The organism is Streptomyces sp. NPDC032198 (assembly GCF_040636975.1).
Taxonomy (GTDB): domain Bacteria; phylum Actinomycetota; class Actinomycetes; order Streptomycetales; family Streptomycetaceae; genus Streptomyces.
This window is the reverse complement of the sequence record NZ_JBEZVL010000011.1, coordinates 56,423-82,724: the sequence shown is the minus strand read 5'-3', so window position 1 is coordinate 82,724 and position 26,302 is coordinate 56,423. Positions and strand designations below refer to the sequence as shown.

23 protein-coding genes and 1 pseudogene are annotated in these 26,302 nt (G+C 70.2%); 15 read left to right on the top strand and 9 right to left on the bottom strand.

The genetic code is table 11. From position 1 onward, the window contains the following. Positions 1 to 128 precede the first annotated feature (128 nt). From AB0E78_RS28160 to AB0E78_RS28150, 3 genes are all read left to right on the top strand, one after another. The gene (locus tag AB0E78_RS28160; RefSeq protein WP_361837967.1) at positions 129 to 1,568 is read left to right on the top strand and encodes a gamma-aminobutyraldehyde dehydrogenase; all 1,440 of its coding nucleotides are present in this window, start codon (positions 129 to 131) and stop codon (positions 1,566 to 1,568) included. A gap of 191 nt (positions 1,569 to 1,759) precedes the next feature. After that, on the top strand, positions 1,760 to 4,411 hold the full coding sequence (locus tag AB0E78_RS28155; RefSeq protein WP_361837964.1) for an MXAN_6230/SCO0854 family RING domain-containing protein: 2,652 nt from the start codon (positions 1,760 to 1,762) through the stop codon (positions 4,409 to 4,411). A 156-nt stretch (positions 4,412 to 4,567) separates the two neighbouring features. Continuing rightward, the gene (locus AB0E78_RS28150; RefSeq protein WP_361837961.1) at positions 4,568 to 5,758 is read left to right on the top strand and encodes a spermidine/putrescine ABC transporter substrate-binding protein; all 1,191 of its coding nucleotides are present in this window, start codon (positions 4,568 to 4,570) and stop codon (positions 5,756 to 5,758) included. A gap of 23 nt (positions 5,759 to 5,781) precedes the next feature. Here AB0E78_RS28150 and AB0E78_RS28145 read toward each other — a convergent pair whose 3' ends face one another. Continuing rightward, positions 5,782 to 6,258, bottom strand: coding sequence for a hypothetical protein (locus tag AB0E78_RS28145; protein WP_361837958.1), 477 nt, complete (start codon positions 6,256 to 6,258; stop codon positions 5,782 to 5,784). A 149-nt stretch (positions 6,259 to 6,407) separates the two neighbouring features. Here AB0E78_RS28145 and AB0E78_RS28140 point away from each other — a divergent pair, with 149 nt between their 5' ends. Together AB0E78_RS28140 and AB0E78_RS28135 are read left to right on the top strand one after the other, a co-directional pair. Beyond that, positions 6,408 to 7,220 (top strand): hypothetical protein, encoded by an 813-nt coding sequence (locus AB0E78_RS28140; RefSeq protein ID WP_361837955.1) that lies wholly within the window; start codon positions 6,408 to 6,410, stop codon positions 7,218 to 7,220. Continuing rightward, positions 7,217 to 7,891 (top strand): class F sortase, encoded by a 675-nt coding sequence (locus AB0E78_RS28135; protein ID WP_361837952.1) that lies wholly within the window; start codon positions 7,217 to 7,219, stop codon positions 7,889 to 7,891. The genes AB0E78_RS28140 and AB0E78_RS28135 overlap by 4 nt, the downstream gene beginning before the upstream one ends. On the opposite strand, the gene AB0E78_RS28130 is transcribed toward AB0E78_RS28135, so the two are convergent. Further along, positions 7,878 to 9,095 (bottom strand): serine hydrolase domain-containing protein, encoded by a 1,218-nt coding sequence (locus AB0E78_RS28130; protein ID WP_361837949.1) that lies wholly within the window; start codon positions 9,093 to 9,095, stop codon positions 7,878 to 7,880. The genes AB0E78_RS28135 and AB0E78_RS28130 overlap by 14 nt on opposite strands. Positions 9,096 to 9,283: 188 nt before the next feature. Next, on the bottom strand, positions 9,284 to 9,700 hold the full coding sequence (locus tag AB0E78_RS28125) for a helix-turn-helix domain-containing protein (RefSeq protein WP_361837946.1): 417 nt from the start codon (positions 9,698 to 9,700) through the stop codon (positions 9,284 to 9,286). A gap of 88 nt (positions 9,701 to 9,788) precedes the next feature. Between AB0E78_RS28125 and AB0E78_RS28120 the strand changes: the two genes are divergently transcribed. Continuing rightward, positions 9,789 to 10,457: an NAD(P)-binding domain-containing protein gene (locus AB0E78_RS28120; protein WP_361837944.1), complete on the top strand. Its 669-nt coding sequence runs from the start codon at positions 9,789 to 9,791 to the stop codon at positions 10,455 to 10,457. Here the strand turns inward: AB0E78_RS28120 and AB0E78_RS28115 are convergent. Genes AB0E78_RS28115 through AB0E78_RS28105 form a run of 3 tightly spaced genes read right to left on the bottom strand, consistent with a single transcriptional unit; the run spans position 10,444 to position 12,418 of the window. Then, positions 10,444 to 10,611 (bottom strand): hypothetical protein, encoded by a 168-nt coding sequence (locus tag AB0E78_RS28115; protein WP_361837941.1) that lies wholly within the window; start codon positions 10,609 to 10,611, stop codon positions 10,444 to 10,446. The genes AB0E78_RS28120 and AB0E78_RS28115 overlap by 14 nt on opposite strands. 29 nt (positions 10,612 to 10,640) lie before the next feature. Next, positions 10,641 to 11,339, bottom strand: a complete 699-nt coding sequence (locus AB0E78_RS28110; RefSeq protein WP_361837938.1) for a glycerophosphodiester phosphodiesterase — start codon at positions 11,337 to 11,339, stop codon at positions 10,641 to 10,643. Positions 11,340 to 11,359: 20 nt separating this feature from the next. After that, positions 11,360 to 12,418, bottom strand: a complete 1,059-nt coding sequence (locus tag AB0E78_RS28105; protein WP_361837936.1) for an adenosine deaminase — start codon at positions 12,416 to 12,418, stop codon at positions 11,360 to 11,362. Between the two features lie 520 nt (positions 12,419 to 12,938). Here AB0E78_RS28105 and AB0E78_RS28100 point away from each other — a divergent pair. Next, entirely contained in the window at positions 12,939 to 13,388 is a 450-nt protein-coding gene (locus tag AB0E78_RS28100) for a DUF4190 domain-containing protein (protein ID WP_361837933.1), read from the top strand. Positions 13,389 to 13,902: 514 nt separating this feature from the next. Here AB0E78_RS28100 and AB0E78_RS28095 read toward each other — a convergent pair. After that, complete coding sequence (locus AB0E78_RS28095) at positions 13,903 to 14,484, bottom strand: NADAR family protein (protein WP_361837930.1); 582 nt, start codon at positions 14,482 to 14,484, stop codon at positions 13,903 to 13,905. A gap of 176 nt (positions 14,485 to 14,660) precedes the next feature. Between AB0E78_RS28095 and AB0E78_RS28090 the strand changes: the two genes are divergently transcribed. The 8 genes and pseudogenes from AB0E78_RS28090 to AB0E78_RS28055 form a co-directional block, all read left to right on the top strand. Beyond that, on the top strand, positions 14,661 to 16,163 hold the full coding sequence (locus tag AB0E78_RS28090) for a gamma-aminobutyraldehyde dehydrogenase (RefSeq protein WP_361837927.1): 1,503 nt from the start codon (positions 14,661 to 14,663) through the stop codon (positions 16,161 to 16,163). A 62-nt stretch (positions 16,164 to 16,225) separates the two neighbouring features. Further along, entirely contained in the window at positions 16,226 to 17,470 is a 1,245-nt protein-coding gene (locus AB0E78_RS28085) for an extracellular solute-binding protein (RefSeq protein ID WP_361837925.1), read from the top strand. A 70-nt stretch (positions 17,471 to 17,540) separates the two neighbouring features. Next, entirely contained in the window at positions 17,541 to 18,701 is a 1,161-nt protein-coding gene (locus tag AB0E78_RS28080) for an ABC transporter ATP-binding protein (RefSeq protein ID WP_361837922.1), read from the top strand. Further along, complete coding sequence (locus AB0E78_RS28075; protein WP_361837919.1) at positions 18,698 to 19,627, top strand: ABC transporter permease; 930 nt, start codon at positions 18,698 to 18,700, stop codon at positions 19,625 to 19,627. Before AB0E78_RS28080 ends, AB0E78_RS28075 begins: the two co-directional genes overlap by 4 nt. Continuing rightward, a complete protein-coding gene (locus tag AB0E78_RS28070; protein WP_361837916.1) occupies positions 19,627 to 20,430 on the top strand; it encodes an ABC transporter permease in 804 nt (267 codons plus the stop codon). The genes AB0E78_RS28075 and AB0E78_RS28070 overlap by 1 nt, the downstream gene beginning before the upstream one ends. A 29-nt stretch (positions 20,431 to 20,459) precedes the next feature. Beyond that, on the top strand, positions 20,460 to 21,878 hold the full coding sequence (locus AB0E78_RS28065; RefSeq protein WP_361837913.1) for an FAD-dependent oxidoreductase: 1,419 nt from the start codon (positions 20,460 to 20,462) through the stop codon (positions 21,876 to 21,878). 150 nt (positions 21,879 to 22,028) lie between these two features. Further along, complete coding sequence (locus AB0E78_RS28060; protein WP_361838467.1) at positions 22,029 to 22,535, top strand: hypothetical protein; 507 nt, start codon at positions 22,029 to 22,031, stop codon at positions 22,533 to 22,535. A gap of 270 nt (positions 22,536 to 22,805) precedes the next feature. Continuing rightward, positions 22,806 to 23,810, top strand: a pseudogene (locus AB0E78_RS28055) (chitinase); the annotation flags it as partial. Here AB0E78_RS28055 and AB0E78_RS28050 read toward each other — a convergent pair. Together AB0E78_RS28050 and gabT are read right to left on the bottom strand one after the other, a co-directional pair. Then, entirely contained in the window at positions 23,798 to 24,502 is a 705-nt protein-coding gene (locus tag AB0E78_RS28050) for a phosphatase PAP2 family protein (RefSeq protein WP_361837911.1), read from the bottom strand. The pseudogene AB0E78_RS28055 and the gene AB0E78_RS28050 sit on opposite strands and share 13 nt — an antisense overlap. Positions 24,503 to 24,881: 379 nt before the next feature. Next, complete coding sequence (gene gabT, locus AB0E78_RS28045; RefSeq protein ID WP_361837908.1) at positions 24,882 to 26,216, bottom strand: 4-aminobutyrate--2-oxoglutarate transaminase; 1,335 nt, start codon at positions 26,214 to 26,216, stop codon at positions 24,882 to 24,884. Positions 26,217 to 26,302: the final 86 nt, after the last annotated feature.

Here is a 26,302-nt window from a genome sequence, read left to right as displayed (position 1 = left end):
TAATTCGTTGTCTGGAGCTTCAATCGTCACGGATTTCGCAGTTCTGGGCCGCTGGGTATGTTGAAAGCGTCGGTACACCGACTAGGGTGGGTGTCTCATCCACTGGACATCTGACTGGAGGGCCGGACGTGACCACCGAGCTGCGCCGTCTGCGTAACTACATCAACGGCGAATTCCGGGACGCCGCCGACGGGCGGACCACCGAGGTGGTCAACCCCGCCACGGGCGAGTCCTACGCCACCGCCCCGCTGTCCGGGCAGGCCGACGTCGATGCCGCCATGGAGGCGGCCGCCGCCGCGTTCCCCGCCTGGCGTGACCTGACGCCCGCCGAGCGGCAGAAGGCCCTGCTGAAGATCGCCGACGCCTTCGAGGAGCGCGCCGAGGAGCTCATCGCGGCCGAGGTCGAGAACACGGGCAAGCCGACCGGGCTCACGCGGTCCGAGGAAATCCCGCCCATGGTCGACCAGATCCGCTTCTTCGCGGGTGCGGCCCGGATGCTCGAAGGCCGCGCCGCCGGCGAGTACATGGAGGGTCTGACCTCCATCATCCGCCGCGAGCCGATCGGCGTCTGCGCGCAGGTCGCGCCCTGGAACTACCCGATGATGATGGGCGTATGGAAGTTCGCCCCGGCGCTCGCCGCGGGCAACACCGTCGTCCTCAAGCCCTCGGACACGACCCCCGCGTCGACCGTCCTGATGGCGGAGATCATCGGCTCCATCGTCCCCAAGGGCGTCTTCAACGTCGTCTGCGGCGACCGTGACACGGGCCGCGCGATGGTCGAGCACCACACCCCGGCGATGGCCTCCATCACCGGTTCCGTGCGCGCCGGCATGCAGGTCGCCGAGTCCGCGTCCAAGGACCTCAAGCGGGTCCACCTGGAGCTGGGCGGCAAGGCGCCGGTCGTCGTCTTCGAGGACGCGAACATCGCCAAGGCCGTCGAGGACATCTCCGTGGCGGGCTTCTTCAACGCGGGCCAGGACTGTACGGCCGCCACGCGCGTGCTCGTCCACGAGTCCATCCACGACGAGTTCGTGACCGCGCTCGCCAAGGCCGCGGCCGACACGAAGACCGGCCAGCCGGACGACGAGGACGTGCTCTTCGGCCCGCTCAACAACGCCAACCAGCTCAAGCAGGTCTCCGGCTTCATCGACCGCCTTCCGGCGCACGCCAAGGTCGAGGCGGGCGGCCGACGCGTCGGCGAGAAGGGCTTCTTCTACGCCCCGACCGTCGTCTCCGGGCTCAAGCAGGACGACGAGATCATCCAGAACGAGGTCTTCGGGCCGGTCATCACCGTCCAGTCCTTCACGGACGAGGCGCAGGCCGTCTCGTACGCGAACGGCGTGGACTACGCCCTGGCCTCCTCGGTCTGGACGCAGAACCACTCGCGCGCCATGCGCATGTCCAAGGTCCTCGACTTCGGCTGCGTCTGGATCAACACGCACATCCCGCTGGTCGCGGAGATGCCGCACGGCGGCTTCAAGAAGTCCGGCTACGGCAAGGACCTTTCGGCCTACGGGTTCGACGACTACACGCGCATCAAGCACGTGATGACGTCCATCGAGGACTAGTTCGCGTACGCCGGGGTGCTCGCCGCCGGGCACCCCGGCATTAATCGTGTGACGCCCTTTCCGCCCCCGCGTACCGTTGTGTACGCGGGGGCGGCTCCGTGGTGTGCTTCCTTCTTACTCATCTCTGCAAAAGATCCGTAGCGCACCCACTCCCCGCTCCCGCCTTTCTGTACCTACGGGGGTGGGACCTGATGATGACGACGGCCGACGACCTCGCCGGGCTGCTGCTGCGCCGCCGGCAGAGCGTGCGCGTTCCCGCCGGTCCTGCTGTCGGACGGTCCGCCGAGACCGATGCCGCCGTGGTCGTCCTTGAGGCCGAACTCGCCGACCGCGGGCACCTGTTGACGGTTCCGCTGCGCCGCGCGCTCACCGCGCTCTCCGTCCCCGACCTCGCCGCGACCGGCATGAAGCTGATCGCCGACGTCGACGCGCTGATGGGCTCCGACCGCCATCACGCCCCGCTGTTCCAGCGCTTCCCCGACGACATCCCGTACCAGCCCGCGTACGACCGCTACACCGCCCTCATCGTCGAACACCTCGCCGCCCAGCCCCACCAGCCCTGCATGAACTGCGCGGGCACCAAGGCACGCGTGCGCGCGCTCGCGCCCTGCGCGCATCTGCTGTGCGACGACTGCCACCGCAAGGAGCTGGACACGGGCTGCTGCGACCTGTGCTGCGTCTGGTACGCCTGCCCGGTCTGCGAGAACCGCTACGAGACGGACGGGCCCACCGACCCGTGGCTCGACACCGGTGCCGGCCTCGGCGGTGACGGCGGCGAGATCCTGCGCGCGCTGACCCTGGCCGCGCCGGGCGACGCCGCCGCCGAACTCGCCGCCCTGCTCGCCCGCCGTACGCCCCTGAACCCCCAGGACCACGACGACCTGGTGCTGCTCCTGGGACACCTGGACCCGGCCGACGCCGCCGACCGGCTCCCGGCCGCCATCCCCCTGCGCGAGAGCAAGGCCCTCGCCCTCGCGCCGCTGCTGGACGTGGACGTGCCGGAGGTGCGCGCGCTCGTCGGGACGTACGCGGACACCGCCACCGACGTGCTGCGCATCCTCGTCGTACGGTCCGGGGGCGATCCCGACCTGCTCGAACTGCCGCGGCTGCGCGGGCTCCCGCGTCCCGTCCGCCGTGAACTCCTCGCCCTGCTGGACGGCTTCGACCTCCGCCGCCTCGCCGAGGACATGGCCCGCAACCCGCGTGCCTGGAAGCGGGTCGGGGAAATCCTGCACCCCTTCGAGCAGGCACACCGGCACGCGCGCGTGGCGCTCGCCTTCGCCGTCCTGCGCGGGACCCGCATCGGCGACACCGCGCTCTCCGAGGTGCTGCTCGCCGAGGCCGCACGCCACGAGGACGTCCGCATCGAGGGCGACCGGCTGCGGATCTCCACCTGGCAGGGGCGCGTCGAGGAGGCCATCGGCCGCTGGGACACCACGGCCGCGGCCGGGCTGCTGCGCGAGCGCCCCGGTGAACTCCTGCGCCGCCTCGACCTGTTGCTCGCCCGGTCGGGCGCCGAGACCCTGCCGGACGCGGTCGGCGAGGCGCTCGCGGACGCCCTGCCGCACACCGCTCCCGGGCCGCTGCTCGGTGCGTACGGCCGCATGAAGGTCCGTGCCGTGCCGGGGCACCGCCGCGTCTTCTTCCCGCGCGGGCGCATCACCCGGGCGTACGCGGTCGACGACGACCGGCCGCCGCTGCCGTCCCGGGTGGCGGGGCGTGCCGGTGAGCTGATCGAGGCGGAGGCGGTGCGGCGGCTCGCCGCGGGGCGGGGCGAGCGGGCGGTTGAGGGCGAGCGGGCGGGACAGAGCGAGCGGTACGACGTGGCCGTCCTCGACGCCGCGCTCGCCGATCTGCCGGTGCCGTTCGCCGAGCGCGCGTCGGCGGCCTCGCTGGTCGCGGTGCCGCGCGGCAGCTCGCTGCCCATGCCCGCGGACAGCGAGACCGTGCGGCTCTTCCTGCACTGGCTACAGCCCAAGGGCGTGCGCGTCGACCTCGACCTGTCCGTCGCGCTCTACGACGACCTGTGGCGCTTCATCGGCCTGTGCGACTACACGCACCTCACGTACGCGGGCGGCGCCGCACGGCACTCCGGCGACCTGACGTCGGCGCCCGCCCCGCACGGCGCCACCGAGTATCTGGACCTGAACCTGCCGCGCCTCGCCGACGTGGGGGTGCGCTTCGTGGTGCCCGCGGTCCTCTCGTACAACAACGTGCCCTTCGATGAACTCCCGGACGCCTTCGCGGGGTTCATGGCGGTACGTGGCGGGAAGCGGGCGGAGTACGACCCGCGCACGGTCCGGCAGCGCTTCGACCTCGCGGGGGACGCGGCGCTGCGCGTGCCGATGATCGTCGACCTGCGGACGCGGCAGGCCTGGTGGGCCGACGTCACCCTCGCCACGGGCGAAGGGAACCACGCCGTGTGGCGCTACCGCAAGCAGCTGGGCCGCATGGGCAACGACCTGCTCGACACCTTCCAGCCGCGCGGCCGGGCCACCCTGTGGGACCTCGCCTGCTGGACGGCGGCGGCGCGCACCGACGGCCCGGTGTACGTGCGCGGCCGTGGGCACGTCCTGTGGGGCTACCGCCGGGCCGGGGACGAGCCGCGCGCCGACTTCGCGCTGCGGGTCCGCGACGGCTGGGAGCCGGACGAGCTGCGCGCGGAGCCCGAGCCGGAGCTGGCGGGCCGCCGCGCTCTACTGGCGCTACTGCACGGCGAGTTGGAGGGCACGGACGGGGTCACGTCGGGCACGGTGTATCGCCTCTACCCGGGCCCGGTCGACGCCTCTGTGCTGGAGCGGATCACCGCGGGGGATCTGGCGGGGTGGCTGGCGCCGGTGTGAGCGGCGGTAGCCGGACGGCCGCGGCTGCCGTCCGTTACGTAGGCGGGTACGTAGGCGGGTACGTAGGCGGGCGATCGACAGGGTGTCGCTTCCCGACCGCTCGGCTCGACGCAGCGTCCATTGCCTGTACGTGACACGCAGGCGCATGCTGCCGGGGTGCGAGCGAACCCCAGTGCCTCCTCAGTCTCCCGCCGGTCCCTGCTGCGTGCCATCGGCGGCGGGGCGGCCGTCGGCACGCTCGCGGGCTGCGGCGTGCCCGCCGCGTACATAGGGCCCGGCGAGCGTGCCGCCGGGGACCGTTCGCGCCGGGACAAGTCGCTGACCTTCGCGAACTGGCCGCTGTACATCGACACCGACGACGATGACTCGACGAAGCGGCCCTCGCTCGACGCCTTCGAGAAGCGGACCGGCATCGACGTCCGCTACACGGAGGAGATCAACGACAACGACGAGTTCTTCGGCAAGATCAGCCCGTCCCTGATGAACCACCAGGAGACCGGCCGCGACCTCATCGTCATCAGCGACTGGATGTGCGCGCGCTTCGTGCGCCTGGGCTGGGTCCAGGAGATGGACAGGGCCAGGCAGCCGAACGTCACCAAGTACCTGGACCCGCTGCTGCGTTCGCCGCACTTCGACCCGGGGCGGGGGCACACCGTTCCCTGGCAGTCGGGCATCACCGGCATCGCGTACAACAAGCGCAGGCTGGGCCGGGAGATCAAGCAGGTGTCCGACCTGTGGGCCGACGATCTCAAGGGCCGGATCACGCTGCTGTCCGGGCTCGATGAGTCCTTCGCGCTGCTGATGCAGGGCGACGGGGTCGACATCACGAAGTGGAAGGCCGCCGACTTCGACCGGGTGTGCGACCGGGTGGAGAAGCTGGTCGCCTCGAAGCACATCCGCCGCTTCACGGGCAACGACTACATCAAGGACCTCTCCAGCGGCGACGTCCTGGCCTGCCAGGCTTACAGCGGGGACGTCATCCAGCTCCAGGCGGACGACCCGGACATCGAGTTCGTCGTCCCCGAGGAAGGGGCGGAACTCTGGGCGGAATCCCTGATGATCCCGAACCTGGCCCGCCACAAGCAGAACGCGGAACGGCTCATCGACTACTACTACGAGCCTGAGGTCGCCGCCGAGCTCGCCGCCTGGGTCAACTACGTCTGCCCGGTCCCCGCGGCCCGCGACGTCCTCGCCTCCTCCAAGGACAAGGACCTCGCGGCCCTGGCCGAGGACCCGCTGATCTTCCCGGACGACACCATGCGCAAACGGCTCGCGATCGCACGGGACATCACGTCGGAGGAACGCACGGATTTCGCAAAGCGGTGGAACGCGATCGCGGGGTTGTAGGGGGGCTTCGGGGGCCGCGCTGTTCAGGACCGGCGCCAAGGCCGCCGGCGCAACGTCCTCCGGACGGTGTCGGTTGCGTCTTCTCGGAGCATCCACCAGTACGTCAGCTTGTCTTGCACGGTCATGCGTACCGTCTGCCATTTGAACCATGGGGGAAGCCGTCGGAACGGTACGAAGCCCAGGGTGTCCCTGAGGGCGTGCTCGGCGAAGCCACCGGGGCCCTCGGCGCGTAGTGCCGCGTACAGCTCCGGGGTGAGTGCGCCGTTGAGGCGGGCCGCGGCGCCTGCCGCGGTGAAGCCGAAGCCTCGCTGGCCGTGGTCCGGGAGGTGCATCGCCCGGACTATGCGGGGGGAGGCCTCGGTCAGGGGGCAGTTGAAGGCGAGGCCGATGGCTGCCGTGCCGAGGCTTCGTTCGCCGCGGTCGTAGGCCGCGTCCCACTCGGCGGGGTCGTCCAGGCCCAGCAGGCCCTCGCCGCTCTCCCAGTTCCACTTGGCCGCCATGGCCCTTCCTCCTTCCTGTGCCCGGATGCGAGCAGGGGGCGGGTAGATGCCCGTGCTCGATTTGAACACCCATGAGTCTCGTTCCGTTTCATAGGTAACTGCATGGCTCGTGCGGCCTTCCTGTTCGGGTGCCGCGGAAAAGGACGAACTTGATGATCAAGCGAACCGGCCTTCTCGTGGGGCTTTCCGCTCTGCCCGCCGCCCTCCTCACCGTGGCCCTCGCGTCCCCGGTGTTCGCGGCGGACCCTCCCGCCTACCAGATCGACCTGGCGCAGCTGAACGACTCCGGTTCCTCGGGAACAGCCCTTCTGAGCCTGCGTGGCAACGCGCTGACCGTGTGGATCAAGTCCGAGGGCATGGTGCCGGGACAGCCGTCGGCGCAGCACCTGCACGGGTCCACCGACGGGCACGACTTCCAGTGCCCGGACGACGGTGACGACACCAACGGTGACGGCATCCTCGACAACACCGAGGCCACCGTCCACTACGGCGACATCAATATCTCGCTCACGGAATCAGGGGGCACCGACGCGGGCAGCGGGCTCGCCGTGGACCGGATGCCGGTGGCCGACGCGCAGGGCAAGGTCTCCTACAAGCGGACCATCACCGTGGGGCAGGACGTGGTCGACCACATCAAGGACCTGCACATCGTGCAGCACGGCGTCGACCGCAACGACAACGGCAAGTACGACTTCGAGGGCGCCGGCAAGAGCGAACTCGACCCGAAGCTTCCCCAGGAGGCCACCGCCCCGACCAACTGCGGTGTGGTCAAGGGCGCGGCGGTCGGGTCCGTCCCCGTCGGTGGGGTGGAGACCGGGGGTGGGGGAGAGGGCCGTCAGTCCTCCGGTGTGGTGACCGGGGCCGCGGGGGCCGCTGCGGCGATGGCCGCCGGCGTGCTGGTTCTCAGGCGACGACGCAGGGAGATCGCCGCCGTGGCCGTGCGGAACGGTGACGCCGCGTGAGCCGCTCGGCCTGGCGCATGTGGACCGGGGTCCGGCGCGCCTCCGCCGCCGTGGTCGCCGCCGTCGCGGCCGCTCTGGTGCTCACCGCCTGCGCGGGTCAGGAGGGCCCGGCTGCCTCGCCCGCGGCCCCACGCCAGAGCGCGGCGCGAGACGGCACGACGGCCGCCCCCACGCCGTCGACGGGATCGGGCAAGGCGGCCCCCGCGGCCCTGGACCGGTCGGTTCCGCAGCGGGTCGCCATCCCCTCCCTGGGGGTGTCGAGCGCGTTGGAGCCGCTGGGCCAGGGCGGCGACGGGGCGATGACGACGCCGAAGGACCCCGATCTGGCGGGCTGGTACGAACCGGGCCCCACCCCCGGCTCCCGGGGCCCGGCGGTGATCGCCGGACACGTGACCTGGAACGGCGAGGACGCCGTCTTCAAGAAGCTGAAGACGATGAAGGCCGGGGACACAGTGGAGGTGACACGCGAGGACGGGAAGACGGCCACCTTCACCGTGGACAGGGTCGAGGAATACCCGAAGAAGGAATTCCCGACCCTGGACGTCTACAAGAACATCGACCACGCGGGGCTTCGCCTCATCACCTGCGGCGGCGATTTCGACGCGGACCGGCACTACTACCCCAACAACGTGACGGTGTTCGCGAGCATGACGGGGGTCAGCCCTGGCTGAGCGCGGCCAGCGCGATCCGCTCGGCGACCGGGTTCATGCCCGTGCCCTTGGCGTCCGTCGCGTTGACCGAGTAGGCGAGGCTCCGAGAGCCGTTCTCGGTGGAGGCGATCATGTTCGAGTAGCCGTAACGGGCACCGGTCTTGAGCCAGACCACCGTGTCGTCGTCGAGTTCCATCCGCTGGAGCCCCGCGCCGAAGACGGCGTCGGGGACGCCCGGCGCCAGCTCGGGCAGCGTGAACATCTCCTTCAACTGGGCCCGGGGCACGACCTCTCCGCCGAACAGCGCCTGTGTGAAGACCTCCAGATCGGCCGTGGAGGAGATCATGTCGCCTGCCGCGAAGCGGTCCGACTGGTTCCACTCGGTGACGTCGACGAGCCGGGTGCTGCCGTCCGGCTGCTTCATGCTCTGGTAGCCGCGGTTGTGCGGGCCGTGGATGCGCGGGTCGGCGCCGGGAAAGTACGTGTCGCGCATGCGCAGGGGCTTGAAGACCCGCTGGGCGGCCTGGTGGGCGTACGTGTCGCCGGTGACCTTCTCGATCAGCATGCCGAGCACCGTGTAGCCGATGTTGCGGTAGTGCTGCTCGTCGCCGGGGTCGTGCTCGGGGCCCTTGGAGATGGCCGACGCGACGACCTTGCGGTAGTCCAACGTGTCGTAGCGGTGGGCGTATTCGTCGTCGAAGCCGTCGCCCGATCGCAGGCCGCTGGTGTAGTTGAGGAGGCTGCGGACGGGGATGGGCTTGAACTTCGGCTTCTGTCCCGGTCCCTGCCCCGACCCCGGCCCCTGCTTCGGGTTCTGCTTGGGGAACAGGTCCGGCATGTAGTGCTGCACCGGCTTGTCGAGGTCCAGCTTGCCCTCGGCGGCCAGTTGCAGCGCCACGGCCGCGGTCACGATCTTGGTGGTCGACCCGGCGCGGAAGCGCCCGTGAGGGTCGGCCTTCCGCCCCGTGACCAGGTCGTGTACGCCGGAACTTCCGCGCCAGGTTCCGTCCGAGCCGCCCACGCGGACCAGGGCGGCGGTCGCGTCGGCGTTCGGGAGCCCCTTGATCGCCTCGCGCAGGGCCTTGCCGTTGGGCCTTCCGTCGGGAGCGGGGTCCCCGGTGGCGTGCTGAGCGGCCGGGGCGTGCGCGAGGGCCGGGGCCGTCGCGGCGCCGGTCAGGCCGAGGACGAGGGCGGCGGCGAGGGCGGTACGGGCGCGGAACTGCACGGCGTGACTCCAGGATGGGCGCGATGGGGTGCTGGTGATTCCCATCCTGGTGATCGGGCGGGTGCCCTGGATCCTCACTGGGGAGGGGCGGGGCCCGGTGTTCTCTGAGGGACAACTGCCTTGCTCGTCAGGGAGGTTGCCGGGGTAGTCCCCTAAGGGGTGTCCGCTCCCTAAGGGGTGTCCGCCCCCTAAGGGGCGTCCGCGCGCTCCTGTGCCGCCATCACCTCGTCGCCGTGGTCGAAGGCCCAGGCGCCGAAGGCCTCGATCGGGTCGAGCAACGTACGCCCCAGGGCGGTGAGTTCGTACTCGACGCGGGGCGGCGACTCCGCGTACGACTGCCGTGCGACCAGGCCGTTGTACTCCAGGCGGCGCAGGGTCTCGGTGAGGATCTTGGGGCTGATGCCGCCGATCCGGCCGCGCAGTTCACCCGGGCGGCGCGGTCCGTGCCGCAGGGCCCAGAGCGTCACGGCGTTCCAGGTGTTGGCGAGCAGATCGAAGGCGAGCCGGGCCCGGCAGTCGGCGAGCAGCCCGTCGTCCGCCGTGTTCGCCGCGCTCGCCGTGTTCACCGCGTCCGCCGTCTGCGTCATCTTCGTCGTGTGCGTCACGTACCGAATGGTGCCCGAGCGCTTTCCTACTGTCGTTCCCATGCGCGGCCCGGAAGCCCGGGGCGCGAGGACACGAGAGGGGACAGCCATGCGGATCGGCGTCATCGGTACGGGCAACATGGCGGACGCGCTCGGCACCCACTGGGTGCGCGCGGGCCACGAGGTGGTGATCGGCGGACGGGACGAGAGCCGGACGGCGGCGCTCGCCGCCCGCATGGGCGCGGCAGGGCATGGGACGCCCCGCGCGGCGGCCGAGTCCGGGGACGCGGTACTGCTCGCCCTGCCCTACGAGGCGGGCGTGGATGTGGTGAGCGGACTTGAAGCCGCCCTGCGCGGGCGGGCGTTGATCGACTGCTCCAATCCCGTGGGGCCGGGCTTCGTCCTGCTCACCGAGGGCGGTCCGTCCGCCGCGCGGCGGCTCGCCGACGCGGCGCCCGGAGCCCACGTCGTCAAGGCGTTCAACCTCTGCCACGAGGACGTGTGGCGGATGGACCCGCCGGTCTTCGACGGCCGGCCGCTCGCGGTCCCGGTCTGCGGGGACGACGCGGGCGCGCTGGATCTCGTACGGGAGCTGGTGAAGGACGTCGGCTGCACGCCGGTCACCGCGGGCGGTCTGGAGCGGGCCGGCCTGGTCGAGGCGACGGCGGCGCTGTTCATCGCGCTGTGGGTGCGGGAGGGGGCGGACGCGCAGGCCATCGCACCACCGCTGGCCTTCGCGGCCGGCGACCCTCGGCGGGCAGCCCTCACGTCGCCATGAGAAGAAGGACGAGAACGATGCCGACCACCAGCGCGATGGTCAGCATGAATCCCGCCGGATGCCGTGGATTGAGCCGGTGGTTCCGATGGCCCCGCGCGTCACGCTCGTACACGAAGAGCGGTTCGTCCCGCCTGTCGTCGTCTCTGTTCCCCATGCCCACAAGCTAGTTGAGTGACCGCCCGGCTACGAGAGTGCGCTGTCGGACACACCGCGCAGCGCGTGCAGCGTGTCGACGCGGTTGGTCGTGATCGAGTCCACGCCGATGTCGATGAGGCGGCGCATCGAGCGCTTCGTGTCCGGGGTCCAGGCCGAGACGAGCAGCCCCTCGTGCTGTACCCGGTTAACGAGATCGCGGTTCAGGAGCGAGAAGCGGTAGTTGAGCCAGCGGGGCCTGATCGCGTCGAGCACACCGGCGCGGGGCGGGGCGAGGGACGTCCAGGTCAGGGCGATCTCGGCGGCGGGATCGGCGGCCCGCACCGCCAGCATCGTCCGGGCGCCCGCGCAGTAGTACGTGCGCTCGGCCGCCCCGCAGTCGGCGATGGCGCCGACGACGGTACGGACGGACGCGGGGGTCGCACCCGGCAGATCCACCATGAGCCGGTGGCCCTCGGTCGCCGCGACGGCTTCTTCGAGAGTGGGTACGCCGTCCTCGGTGAGGCCGCGCAACTCGTCCACGGAGAGCGCGGACAGGGGGCGGTCGAGGTCCCACAGCCGCTTGAGGGACGCGTCGTGCAGCAGGACGGGCACGCCGTCACGGCTGAGACGGACGTCGATCTCCACCGCGTCCGCGCCCTGGTCGAGCGCGGAGCGCAGGGACGGGAGGGTGTTCTCGCGGACGCGGTAGGGATCGCCTCGATGGGCCACGGCTGTCACGGTGCGCATGGGCCCATTGTGGTGCCGTGCTAGGGGGCGAGCCAGGTCCGCGTGTACGTGTCGATCTCCGCGACGATCTTCGCCTTGCCCGCCGGGTCGAGGAACGACGCCTCGACGGCGTTCTTCGCCAGGTCCGCGATGCCGCGCTCGTCGAGGTCGAGGAGGCGGGCGGCGACCGCGTACTCGTTGTTGAGGTCGGTGCCGAACATGGGCGGGTCGTCGGAGTTGATGGTGACCGGCACCCCGGCGGCGACGAACTGCTTGATCGGGTGCTCGTCGAGGGTGGCGACGGCGCGCGTCGCGATGTTCGACGTCGGGCAGACCTCGAGCGGGATGCGGTGCTCGGCGAGGTGGGCGAGCAGCTTCGGGTCCTGGGCTGCGCTGGTGCCGTGGCCGATGCGCTCGGCGCGCAGGTCCGTGAGGGCGTCCCAGATCGTCTGCGGGCCCGTGGTCTCGCCCGCGTGCGGGACGGAGTGCAGGCCGGCGGCGATCGCGCGGTCGAAGTACGGCTTGAACTGCGGTCGCGGCACGCCGATCTCGGGCCCGCCGAGCCCGAAGGAGACCAGGCCCTCGGGGCGCAGCTTGTCGGTGGTCGCGAGCCGGACCGTCTCCTCGGCGGCTTCGAGCCCCGCCTCGCCCGGGATGTCGAAGCACCAGCGCAGTACGACACCGAGCTCGTCCTCGGCCGCCTTGCGGGCGTCCTCTATGGCGTCCATGAAGGCGCGGTCGTCGATGCCGCGGCGCACGGAGCTGTAGGGGGTGACGGTCAGCTCGGCGTAGCGGATGTTCTGCCGGGCCATGTCACGGGCGATCTCGAACGTGAGCAGGCGTACGTCGTCGGGGGTGCGGACCAGGTCCACGACCGAGAGATACACCTGGACGAAGTGCGCAAAGTCCGTGAACGTGAAGAAGTCGGCGAGCGCTTCTACGTCCGTGGGCACCTTGGAGTCGGGGTGGCGGGCGGAGAGGGCCGAGACGATGCGGGGGGATGCCGAGCCGACGTGGTGCACATGCAGTTCTGCCTTGGGCAGTCCGGCGATGAAGGCATGTGGGTCGTGCTGCTGGCCTGCTGTACGCGGATCGGTCACGGTTTCCTCCCCAGGAACGGAATTGATCGGCTGATCGGTGGGTCGGGGATCATCGTAAGTGGCGTGCCTTCGGGCGTGAGCGGTGGCCGTAGCATGACGGAACGTACGAAAGAGGTGACGCGGCATGTCCCAGGGTTCCGATGCGCCCGAGGGGCGGGACCCTTGGGCTCCGCCGGAGGAGGAAGCGGCGCCGGGGGTGTCCTCGGCGGGCGGTTCCGGGGGCCCGGGGGCCTCGGGGGCGGGGTCCGGGCCTGCGCCGCTGCCGCCGCCGCTGCCGCCGTCGCTGGAGAAGCGGGATCCTTGGGCGCCGCCGGAGGATGTGGGGCCTACGGGGTCTGCGGGGCCTGTGGGGCCTATGGGGCAGTCCTCGGGGTGGTCCGCGCCGTCCGTGCATGATCAGTCGACGATGGCTTCGGGGCAGCTGGGGCCTTTTGCCCCGCCTCAGCCGGGGGCTGGTGCTGGCGCTGGTGCTGGGGAGCCTGTGCCGCCGCCCCCGATCGGGCCCGAGGGACCTGGGCAGGTGCCTTACGGCTACCCCGGGTTTCCGGCTCACCAAGGCACTCCGGGGCCGTACGGCTATCCCGGCTACCCGGGGCAGCAGGGCGGGCAGGTGCAGGGTCCTCCCGGTTACGGCTGGTCCGCGATGCCGATGGCGCCCGCCAACGGGATGGGCGTGACCGCCCTCGTCCTCGGGATCATCTCGGCCGCCGTCTTCTGCCTGTGGCCCCTGGCGATCGTGCTCGGCATCCTCGCGATCATCTTCGGGGCGATCGGGCGGGGCAGGGCGCGGCGCGGCGAGGCGACGAATCCCGGGCAGGCGCTGGCCGGGATCATCTGCGGGATCGCGGGCATCGTCCTGGGGGTGGCGCTGCTGGTCGTGCTGATCGTGGTGCCGGACGATGCGTTCGAGGAGGACGGGGCTTCGGGCACCCCCGGCCACTCGACGACGCAGGCCGCCGCCCGCTCCTGATCTCGGCGGTTCCTAGCAGGGGCCGCCTCCAGTGCTGCCGCTTCGGGGGGCCCGCAGCGCTGCTGCTTCCGGGCGCCTTCAGTACCGCCGCTTCGCGGCGGATCTTTCCCCGCCCACCCACCCGTTTGCCCTGCGGTGAAGGGTGGGCGAAGGAACTCACCCGATGCGGGGTGACAGGGCGGGTGGGCGGGAAAGAATCCGCCGCGAAGCGGCGGTCCAGGGCGGAGGGCTGACCAGCCGGGAGGCCGCTCCCACGCCAGGGCAATCACCTCCGCGCCAGCGAAGCTGCCCCGCCAGGGAGACCACCCCGCCTCAGCAACGCAGCCCCCGCGGCAGCGAAGCCCCCGCCAGGGAGACCGCCCCGCCTCAGCAACGCAGCCCCCGCGGCAGCGAAGCCCCCGGCAGAGGGACCGCCCCCGCGTCAGCGAAGCCGCCCCCGGCAGGGGAGGCCCCCAGCCGGGACCGCCCCCGCGTCAGCAAAGCCGCCCCCGGCAGCCAAGGCCCCCCGCCCCCCTCAGCGAAGCCGCTCCCGTGCCTCCATCAAGGCGAAGCCCAGCAGGTTCGGGCCCCGCCACCTCTCCGGGTCCTGGGCCCCCTCGTCGTCGGCCGGCAGGCCTATGCCCCAGATGCGGTCCAGGGGGCTCGCCTCCACCAGTACCCGTGCCCCCGTGCCGAGCAGGAACGAACGCAGGGCGTCGGCCGACCCGAACTTGTGCACGCTGCCCTCGACCACGATGCCGAACCGCTCGCGCTCCCATACCGTCTCGTCGAAGCCCCGCACCAGGCGCCCCGCATTCTTCGCTTCGGCGGGCGTACGCGCGGCAAGGACCGCGGTCTCGGCCTCCGCGTCGGAGAAGAGGCGCGCCTTGGCGGCCATCATCCAGTGCTCGGCCGTCCCGTACTCCACCCCGTCCACGGTGAACGGCGACGGCCACCACTGGCTCAGGCAGCTCGGACCGAGCGTCCCGTCCTGCCGTGGACGGTGGCCCCAGAAGTGCAGATACTTCACTCGCTCGCCTGACCGCACGGCCCCGACCAGCGCGTCCACCGAGTCGATCTTCGTCATGCACGCGAGTCTGGCACGCACCACTGACATTCCGTCCTGGGTTTTCCAGGAGGACTCGACACCTGGTCGACAGATTCCGTCGCGTAACCAAAAGGCAACAACGGAATCACTTGTTGGAGTACCACTGCTCTGTCAGGATCGGCACTCAAATCGATCTGGAGCTACGCCGACCCCCTGGGACGGGGACGACGGCGGAGGAGAGCGTCATGCACAACTTCCAGGCGCAGGACCACTTCGCGGAAGGCGCGCAGTACATCGCGGGACGGCTGACCAAGGGCACCTCAGGGCGCTCCCACGCCGTCGTCGACCCAGCCACCGGTGACGAGGTGCACCGGTACGAACTCGCGGGCGAGAAGGACGTCGACGCAGCCGTGGCCGCCGCCGCGCACGCCTTCCCCGAGTGGGCGGGCGCGACCCCCGGCGAGCGCTCCGACGCCATGCACCGCTTCGCCGGCGTACTGGCCGAGCGCGCGGAGGAGTTCGCGCAGGCCGAGTCACTCCAGTGCGGCAAACCCATCAAGCTCAGCCGGGAGTTCGACGTACCGGGGACTGTCGACAATGCCGCCTTCTTCGCCGGGGCGGCACGGCACCTCCAGGGGCAGTCGGCCGGTGAGTACTCCGGCGACCACACCTCGTACGTACGGCGTGAGCCCATCGGTGTCGTCGGGTCCATCGCGCCCTGGAACTACCCCCTCCAGATGGCCGCCTGGAAGGTGCTTCCCGCCATCGCCGCGGGCAACACGATCGTCCTGAAGCCCGCCGAGCTCACCCCCTTCACCTCGCTCCTCTTCGCGCAGGCCGCCACCGAGGCGGGCATCCCGGACGGCGTCGTCAACATCATCAGCGGGGCCGGGCGCGACGCGGGCGAGCGGCTCGTGGGCCACCCCGACGTGGCCATGACCTCCTTCACCGGGTCCACCGGCGTCGGCAAGCGCGTCGCCGAGATCGCCACCGCCACCGTGAAGCGGCTGCACCTGGAGCTCGGCGGCAAGGCACCCTTCGTCGTCTTCGACGACGCCGACCTCGAAGCCGCCGTGCACGGCGCGGTCGCCGGCGCGCTCATCAACACAGGTCAGGACTGCACGGCCGCCACGCGCGCGTACGTGCAACGGCCGCTCTACGACGCCTTCGTGGAAGGGGTCGCCGAGCTCATGGAGAGTGTCCGGCTCGGTGATCCCTTCGCCGAGGACACCGACCTCGGGCCGCTCATCTCGCACGTCCACCGCGACCGCGTCGCCGGTTTCGTCGACCGGGCACGCTCCTACGCGCGCGTGGTCACCGGCGGCGAGGCACTCGACCACCCCGGTGCCTTCTACAGGCCGACCCTCATCGCCGACGCCGCGCAGGACAGCGAGATCGTGCAGTCCGAGGTCTTCGGGCCTGTTCTTGTCGTGCTGCCCTTCGACTCCGACGAGGAGGGGATCAGGCTCGCGAACGACACTCCGTACGGCCTTGCCGCCTCCGCCTGGAGCCGTGACGTGTTCCGCGCCAATCGGGCGACGCGCGAGATCAAGGCGGGCTGCGTGTGGGTCAACGACCACATCCCGATCCTGAGCGAGATGCCGCACGGCGGATACAAGGCATCCGGCTACGGCAAGGACATGTCCGCCTACTCCTTCGAGGAGTACACGCAGATCAAGCACGTCATGTTCGACAACACGGCGGTCGTCCGCAAGGACTGGCACCGCACGATCTTCGGGGACCGATAGCCGACAGCTGGAAGGCCGTCCGACCAGCGGCCGCCCATCCTCCCGAAAGGGCAACCACGCGCATGGAGCAGTACGAGCCCAACCGCCTCTCCCCGGCCCAACTGGCCGCCATGCACCGCAGCCTCAGGAACGGCAGGGCCTCCCTCACCCGCCGGTCCATGCTGCGGGCCTCGGCGGGCGGCGCGTTCGCCGTCGGCGGTCTCGGGGCGCTCAGCGCCTGCGGGATCCCGGCCGCGAGCAAGGGCCAGGGCGACGTCTCGTCCGAGGACCACTCGGCCAAGGAGAAGCAGATCACCTTCTCCAACTGGACCGAGTACATGGACGTCGACGACGACGAACGCCGCCCCACCCTGGACGCGTTCACGAAGCGCACCGGGATCAAGGTCAAGTACACCGAGGACATCAACGACAACGTCGAGTTCTTCGGGAAGATCAAGCCGCAGCTCGCGGCGGGCCAGGACACCGGACGCGACCTCATCTGCGTCACGGACTGGCTGGCGGCCCGGCTCATCCGCTTCGGCTGGGTCCAGAAACTGGACCCGGCCAACCTGCCGCACGCGTACACGAACCTGGCCGCCCAGTTCCGCAACCCGGACTGGGACCCCGGGCGGTCCTACTCGTATCCCTGGACCGGCATCTCCACCGTCATCGCGTACAACAAGAAGGCGACCGACGGCGAAGAGATCACCTCCGTGTCGCAGCTCCTGGACAACCCCAAGCTCAAGGGGCGCGTCGGGTTCCTCTCCGAGATGCGCGACAGCGTCGGCATGACGCTCCTCGACATGGGCAAGGACCCCTCGAAGTTCACCGACGACGACTTCGACGCGGCCATCGCCCGCCTGCAGAAGGCCGTCGACAAGAAGCAGATCCGCCGCTTCACGGGCAACGACTACACCTCGGACCTCGACAAGGGCGACCTCGCCGCGTGTCTGGCCTGGGCCGGTGACATCGTCCAGCTGAAGGCCGACAACCCGGACATCGACTTCCACATCCCGGACCAGGGCTACATCACGTCCACGGACAACCTGCTCGTCCCGAACAAGGCGCGCCACAAGGCCAACGCCGAGCGGCTCATCGACTACTACTACGAGCCCGAGCCCGCCGCGCGCCTCGCCGCTTACATCAACTACGTCTGTCCCGTGGACGGCGTACGGCCCGCGCTCGCGAAGCTCGACAAGGACGCCGCGGACAACCCGCTGATCCTCCCGGACAAGGAGATGGCCGCGAAGTCGCACGGGTTCCGCTCGCTGACGCCGAAGGAAGAGACGGCGTACGAGGAGAAGTTCGCCAAGCTGACCGGTGCCTGACCACTCGGTTCCTGACCACTCACCACTCTTCCCTCGACTTCTTCGGCCCCCTCGACCCCCTGGACGCACCATGACGACTGCTACAGAACACGGCGGCGACGTCCGCCTCACCGGGATCAGCAAGACGTACGGCTCCTTCAAGGCCGTCCGACCGCTTGACCTCACCGTGCCGCAGGGCTCCTTCTTCGCGCTGCTCGGCGCGTCCGGCTGTGGCAAGACCACCACCCTCCGCATGATCGCGGGCCTGGAGGAGCCCAGCTCGGGCACCGTGCACCTCGGCGAGCAGGACGTCACGGCGCTGCCGCCCTACAAGCGGCCCGTCAACACGGTCTTCCAGTCGTACGCGCTCTTCCCGCACCTCGACATCTTCGAGAACGTCGCCTTCGGCCTGCGCCGCCGCGGCATCAAGTCCGTGAAGGGCAAGGTCGGCGACATGCTCGACCTCGTCCAGCTCGGCGAGCAGGCCCGCAAGAAGCCGCACCAGCTCTCCGGCGGCCAGCAGCAGCGCGTCGCCGTCGCCCGCGCCCTGATCAACCACCCCAAGGTGCTCCTGCTCGACGAGCCGCTCGGCGCACTCGACCTGAAGCTGCGCCGCCAGATGCAGCTCGAACTCAAGCGCATCCAGACCGAGGTGGGCATCACGTTCATCCACGTCACGCACGACCAGGAGGAGGCCATGACGATGGCCGACCAGGTCGCGGTGATGAACGCGGGCCAGGTCGAACAGCTCGGCGCCCCCGCCGACCTCTACGAGAACCCCCGCACCACCTTCGTCGCCAACTTCCTCGGCACCTCGAACTTCATAGAGGCCGAGATCGCGGGCCGCAGCGGCGACGACCTCACCCTCAAGGCCGGCGACGGCAAGCTCATCCTGCCCGCCGCCCGATGTACCGCGCCCACCACCACCGGCGGCAAGGTCATCCTCGGCGTACGCCCCGAGAAGATCTCCCTCACGCACGCCGACGAGGCCGGGCAGATCCCCGAGGGCCGCAACCGCATCACGGGCCGCATCGCCGACAGCAGCTTCATCGGCGTATCGACGCAGTACGTCGTCAACAGCCCGCTCTGCGAGGACTTCGAGGTCTACGCCCAGAACATCGAGCGCGACACCCGCCTCGTCCCCGGCGTCGAGGTCGTCCTGCACTGGAACCCCGCGCACACCTTCGGCCTGGACGCCGCCCAGGACATCGACGCGGGCGTCGAGAAGGTCGAGGAGGACGCCTCCGCATGACGATCACCCTCACCAAGGCGCCCCCGGCGCAGGAGCCGGACGAGCCGCCGCGCAAGATCCGCAAGCGGGGCCGCCTCGTCCCCTACTGGCTGCTGCTCCCCGGCATCCTCTGGCTCGTCGTCTTCTTCGCGCTGCCGCTCGTCTACCAGGCATCGACGTCCGTCCAGACCGGCTCCCTGGAAGACGGCTTCAAGGTCACCTGGCACTTCGCCACCTACTGGGACGCCCTGAACGACTACTGGCCGCAGTTCCTGCGCTCGGTGATGTACGCGGGCTCCGCCACGATCCTGTGCCTGCTGCTCGGCTATCCGCTCGCGTATCTCATCGCGTTCCGCGCGGGCCGCTGGCGCAACCTCATCCTGATCCTGGTCATCGCGCCGTTCTTCACCAGCTTCCTCATCCGTACGCTGGCGTGGAAGACGATCCTCGCGGACGGCGGCCCCGTCGTGGGCGCCCTCAACACGCTGCACGTCCTGGACGTCACCAGCTGGCTCGGCGTGACGGACGGCGACCGGGTCCTCGCCACTCCACTGGCGGTGATCTGCGGACTCACGTACAACTTCCTGCCGTTCATGATCCTGCCGCTCTACACCTCCCTGGAGCGCATCGACGGCCGCCTGCACGAAGCCGCCGGCGACCTCTACGCGAAGCCGTCCACGACCTTCCGCAAGGTGACCTTCCCGCTCTCCATGCCGGGCGTCGTCTCCGGCACGCTGCTCACCTTCATTCCGGCGGCGGGCGACTACGTGAACGCGGATCTGCTCGGATCCACCGACACCCGCATGGTCGGCAACGTCATCCAGACGCAATTCCTGCGCATCCTGGACTATCCGACGGCCGCGGCCCTTTCCTTCATTCTCATGGCGGCCATCCTCGTCATGGTCACCTTCTACATCCGCAAGTCCGGGACGGAGGATCTCGTCTGATGGCTGCCTTCTTCCGCTGGCTCCGCGGCAAATTCGTCGTCATCGCGGGTCTGCTGACGCTCGCGTATCTGCTGCTCCCGAATGTCGTCGTGACGGTGTTCTCCTTCAACAAGCCGAAGGGGCGCTTCAATTACGCCTGGCAGGAATTCTCCCTCGACGCCTGGAAGGACCCCTGCGGCGTCGCCGACATGTGCGGCTCGCTCTCGCTGAGCCTGCAGATCGCGACCTGGGCGACGATCGGCGCGACCGTGCTCGGCACGATGATCGCCTTCGCGCTCGTCCGCTACCGCTTCCGGGCGCGCGGCGCGGTCAGCTCGCTGATCTTCCTGCCGATGGCGATGCCCGAGGTCGTCATGGCCGCGTCGCTGCTCACGCTCTTCCTCAACATGGGCGCGCAGCTCGGCTTCTGGACGATCCTCATCGCCCACATCATGTTCTGCCTCAGCTTCGTGGTGACCGCCGTCAAGGCGCGCGTGATGTCCATGGACCCGCGCCTGGAACAGGCCGCGCAGGACCTCTACGCGGGCCCCGTGCAGACCTTCGTCCGGGTCACGCTGCCGATCGCCGCACCGGGCATCGCGGCGGGCGCGCTGCTCGCGTTCGCGCTCTCCTTCGACGACTTCATCATCACGAATTTCAACGCGGGCTCCACCGTGACCTTCCCCATGTTCGTCTGGGGATCGGCGCAGCGCGGTACGCCCGTTCAGATCAATGTGATCGGTACGGCGATGTTCCTCGTCGCCGTTCTCCTGGTGCTCGGCGGCATGATCGTCTCCAAGCGCCGCAACAAGCAGGCCCGGTAATACCCGGCCGTTCCGAAGGAGTGGAAATCATGGCCCCAAGCGCCATGACCCGTTGGACCAAGTCCCTTTCCGACGCCCAGCCGGTCTCGTACTGGCTGGACGACCCCGGCAAGCCACGCGCCGAACCGGCCCTCACCGGTGACGTGCAGTGCGACCTGCTCGTCGTCGGCGGCGGCTACAGCGGCCTGTGGACCGCGCTCATCGCCAAGGAACGCGACCCGGGCCGCGACGTGGTCCTGGTCGAGGGCCGCGAGGTGGGCTGGGCCGCCTCCGGCCGCAACGGCGGCTTCTGCGCGGCCTCCCTCACCCACGGCATCGCGAACGGCCTGTCCCGCTGGCCGGACGAGATCGCCAGGCTGGAGGAGCTCGGCGCCCGCAACCTCGACGAGATCGAGGCGGCCGTCAAGCGCTACTCCATCGACTGCGACTTCGAGCGCACCGGCGAGATCGACGTGGCCACCCAGCCACACCAGCTCGCCGAACTGCGCGAGATGTACGAGGAGATGGCGGAGCACGGCCTCGCGGACGGCTCCGAGCTGCTCGACGCGGACGCCCTGCGGGAGCACGTCGACTCGCCGACCTTCCTCGGCGGCCTCTGGGACCGCGAGGGCGTCGCCATGCTCCACCCGGCGAAGCTGGCCTGGGGTCTCAAGCGCGCCTGCCTGGAGAAGGGCGTACGCGTCTACGAGCACACGCCGGCCCTCGAACTCGTCTCGTCCGGCGCCGGAATGGCCGTACGCACCCCCTACGGCCGGATCCGCGCCCGGCAGGTCGCGCTCGCCACGAACATCTTCCCTTCGCTGGTCAAGCGCGTCCGCGCCTACACGGTCCCGGTCTACGACTACGCGCTGATGACGGAGCCGCTGACCGAGGAGCAGCTCGCGGCCATCGGCTGGAAGAACCGCCAGGGCCTGGGCGACAGCGCCAACCAGTTCCACTACTTCCGGCTCTCCGCCGACAACCGCATCCTGTGGGGCGGTTACGACGCGATCTATCCGTTCGGCGGCAAGCTGCGCGCCGAGCACGACCACCGCCCCGAGACGTACGCGAAGCTGGCGGGCCACTTCTTCACCTGCTTCCCGCAGTTGGAGGGCGTCCGGTTCACGCACGCGTGGGGCGGCGCGATCGACACGTGCTCGCGCTTCTCGGCGTTCTTCGGCACGGCCCACGCGGGCCGCGTCGCGTACGCGGCGGGCTACACCGGCCTCGGTGTCGGGGCCACGCGCTTCGGCGCCGACGTCATGCTGGACCTGCTCTCGGGCGAGCGCACGGAGCGTACGTCCCTGGAGATGGTGCGCACGAAGCCGCTGCCGTTCCCGCCCGAGCCATTCGCGTGGACGGGCGTGGCCCTGACCAAGTGGTCCCTCGCGCGTGCGGACGAGAACGGCGGCAGGCGCAATCTGTGGCTGAAGACGATGGACAAGCTGGGCCTCGGCTTCGACAGCTGACCAGTAGGGGTTCTTCAGGCTCTGACGGCCTCCTGTCGACTCTTCGTCAACAAGTTCCCGGAACCCGCGTAATGCTGCGGCCCGACCTCCCTCTCTCCTGTGACAGGCACAACTGCCGCACAGGAAGAGGGAGGTCCCGCCATGACTGGCATGACTGGATCGGGCTCGGGGTCGGGTTCTGGATCGGGCTCGGGTTCGGGAGCGAAGTCGGCGGTCGAATGGCTGGTGTCGGTGGCGCCGGATCCGGACGCCTGCCGCTGGGAATGGGAGCGCAACCCCCTCGGGGTGGCGCTCCTGCCCGCGGGCAGGCTCTGGGACGTACTCATCCTTCCCGGCGAGCTCGGCTATCCCACGCTCGACGTACTGACCCGCTGCGTCGACCGTCCGGGCCCCGTGCTCGCCGACTTCGGCGACTCCCGCATGGGGTTCTTCGTCCCGGCGGGGACGGTGGCCCGCTGGATCGGTACGGGCGTACGCGGTGCGGGCAGCGGCACGTGGATCGTGGTCCCTTACCCGGGGCGTTCCACGGGTGGTGTCCGCTGGCTCGTCCCGCCCGACGGCTCGGGCACGCTGACGGATCCGGCACTTCTCGAACTCGCGATGCACGAGGCGGCGGCGCAGTTGGCGCCCAGGGACGGGGAGCAGCCGCAGGAGTAGGTCGGGAAGAGATCGGGAGCAGCCGAGTACCAGGCCTTGACGAGACCTTGACAACTTGATTGGTCTGGACCAAATTGAACGGCCCACCCTCCTATCCCCCCATGCCCGGAGGCAGTTGTGGACCGTTCCTCGCCGCGTCCCCTCACGCGCCGCATCAGACGTCTCACGGTGGCCGCGGCCACGGCCTGCGCGCTCGCCGCATCCGGCCTGCTGGCCACCGAGGCCTCGGCGGGCCCTTCGGCGGCTCCAGCGCCGAAGGCGGCAGCCGGCCACGCCCTCGTCGGCTATCTCCACACGAGCTTCGCCAACGGGTCCGGCTACACCCGCCTCGCGGACGTCCCCGAAAGCTGGGACATCATCGACCTCGCCTTCGGCGAACCGACGTCGGCCACCTCCGGCGACATCCGCTTCGACCTCTGTCCGCGGACCGAATGCCCCGGCGTCGAGTCCAAGGACGAGTTCAAGGCCGCGGTCAAGGCCAAGCAGGCGGCGGGCAAGAAGGTCCTGATCTCCATCGGCGGCCAGAACGGCCAGGTCCAGCTGACCACCGCCCAGGCCCGCGACACGTTCGTCTCCTCGGTCTCCGCGATCATCGACGAGTACGGGCTCGACGGCCTGGACATCGACTTCGAAGGCCACTCCCTCTCGCTGAACGCCGACGACACGGACTTCAAGAACCCGAAGACCCCGTCGATCGTGAACCTCATCGCGGCGGTCAAGACCCTCAAGGCCAAGTACGGCAGCGGCTTCACGCTCACGATGGCCCCCGAGACCTTCTTCGTGCAGCTCGGCTACCAGTTCTACGGAACGGGCAAGTGGGGCGGCCAGGACCCCCGCGCCGGCGCCTACCTCCCCGTCATCCACGCGCTGCGCGACGACCTCACGCTGCTGCACGTCCAGGACTACAACTCGGGCCCGATCATGGGCCTCGACAACCAGTACCACTCGATGGGCGGCGCGGACTTCCACATCGCGATGACCGACATGCTGCTCACCGGCTTCCCGGTGGCGGGCGACACGAACAACGTCTTCCCCGCGCTGCCCCCGGAGAAGGTGGCCATCGGCATGCCCGCATCCACGAACGCGGGCAACGGCCACGTCCCCACGACCGAGGTCAACAAGTCCCTGGACTGCCTGACGAAGGGCACCAACTGCGGGACGTACAAGACCCACGGCACCTGGCCGGCCCTGCGCGGCCTGATGACCTGGTCGATCAACTGGGACCGCTACAACAACGGGGAGTTCTCAAAGAACTTCGACGGCTACTTCGGCTGAGCCGGGTCCGTTTCGCAGGGCGTGGGAGGTCGGCCGTACCGCGCCACCACTAGCGCCACGCCCTGCAGCACCATCCCGAACAAGCACCAGCTGGCCACCACGTCCAGGGGCCAGTGATAGCCGCGCCGCACCAGGCCGAGGCCGACCGCGAGGTTCAACAGGGCGCAGGCGATGATCAGTTCACGTCGGGCGTAGGTGCCGCGCAGGTGGGGCAGCAGGAGCAGGGCCGCTCCGCCGTAGGCGACCAGGGCGGTGGCGGTGTGGCCCGAGGGGTAGTAGCCGGTGCCGTCCATGCCGGGCGGGCCGGTGCGGCCGATGAGTTCCTTGAGCGGGATCACGAGGGCCGGGACCGCGGCCATGGCCACGGCGGCGGCGACCGGGGCCGGCCACCAGCGGAACGTACCGGCCCAGTGGCCGCGCCACGACGTGTAGGCGATGGCGGCGGCGAGGAACGGCACGGCGACGGCGACCCCACCCAGATCGGCGAGGAACTCGGCGGCGCCGTCCGGGAGGCGGCTTCCGGTGATCCAGGGGCCGAGCCGCTCGTCCGCGTCGCGCAGGGGGCCGTCGGCGATCACTTGCCAGGTGATGAGCGCGAAGAGCAGCGCGCAGAGGCCGAAGAGGAAAGTGGTCGGCCGCCCCGGAACAGGGGGGGTAGTTCCGAGGTGGCCGTCCTGACCGGTGTGCCGCACGCCCCGGGGGGTTTGGGGCGGGCGGCCGTCCGATCGGTGAGGAGTTCCGGAGCCAGTGACTCCGGGTGTGTGCGCGAGGGCACGACCAAGACGGGGCTGGGGAGGCTCCGTCCCGGTGTCGCCCACAGTCCCCTGTGGGCGGGGTGTTTCTCTCATCTGCAGAAACCGTACGTCAGGTGGTGACGGGCCGACAGGCGGAACGGCAACCCGGCATGGGTCCCGCACACCTTCTTCACACGCCCTGACGGTCACTCCAGGTCACGGGCCTCGCACCGCGCGCCGTACACACACGTCAGGGCATGTGCGCATACATACGGAGCCGGGATCTTCCCCCTTTGGGGTGATCCCGGCTCCGCTGAGCACGTCCGTGGGGAGGTGATCAGACGCGGGCGAACGCCGCCTCGATGATGTCCAGGCCCTCGTTCAGGAGGTCGTCGCCGATGACCAGCGGCGGCAGGAAGCGCAGGACGTTGCCGTACGTGCCACAGGTGAGGACGAGCAGGCCCTCCGCGTGGCAGGCCTTGGCGAGCGCGGCCGTCGCCTCGGCGTTCGGCTCCTTCGTGGCGCGGTCCTTGACCAGCTCGATGGCGATCATCGCGCCACGGCCGCGGACGTCGCCGACGATGTCGTACTTCTCCGCGATGGCGTTCAGGCGGGCCTTCATCGTCGCCTCGATGGCCTTGGCCTTGCCGTTGAGGTCGAGCTCCTTCATGGTCTCGATGGCGCCGAGCGCACCGGCGCAGGCCACCGGGTTGCCGCCGTAGGTGCCGCCGAGGCCGCCCGAGTGCGCGGCGTCCATGATCTCGGCGCGGCCCGTGACGGCGGCGAGCGGCAAGCCGCCCGCGATGCCCTTGGCCGTCGTGATCAGGTCGGGGACGATGCCCTCGTCCTCGCACGCGAACCACTGGCCGGTGCGGCAGAAGCCGGACTGGATCTCGTCCGCGACGAAGACGATGCCGTTGTCGTTGGCGAACTTCACGATCTCCGGCAGGAAGCCCTTCGCGGGCTCGATGAAGCCGCCCTCGCCGAGCACCGGCTCGATGATGATCGCGGCGACGTTCTCCGCGCCGACCTGCTTGCTGATCTGGTCGATGGCCTGCTTGGCGGCCTCGGGACCGGCGTTCTCCTCGCCCGTCGGCCAGCGGTAGCCGTAGGCCACCGGGACGCGGTAGACCTCGGGGGCGAACGGCCCGAAGCCGTTCTTGTACGGCATGTTCTTGCTGGTCAGCGCCATCGTCAGGTTCGTACGGCCGTGGTAGCCGTGGTCGAAGACGACGACCGCCTGGCGCTTGGTGTGCGCACGGGCGATCTTGACGGCGTTCTCGACGGCCTCGGCGCCGGAGTTGAAGAGCGCGGACTTCTTCGCGTGGTCACCCGGCGTCAGCTCCGCGAGCTGCTCGGCGACGGCGACGTACCCCTCGTACGGCGTCACCATGAAACAGGTGTGCGTGAAGTCGGCGAGCTGCGCGGTCGCCCGGCGTACGACGGCCTCGGCGCTGGCACCGACCGACGTCACGGCGATGCCGGAGCCGAAGTCGATGAAGCGGTTGCCGTCGACGTCCTCGATGATGCCGCCACCCGCGCGCGCCGCGAAGACGGGCAGCACGGAACCCACGCCGCCGGCGACCGTGGCGGTACGGCGGGCCTGCAGCTCCTGGGACTTCGGCCCGGGAATGGCGGTGACGACGCGGCGCTCCTGCGGAAGTGCGGTCATGGGGTGCTCCTGGGGGTGGGGCGAGGCGGACGCTCGATACTGGCTTTCGTTGCTGCTTTCTTTCGCAGGTTAGGGGCGGAGCGTGG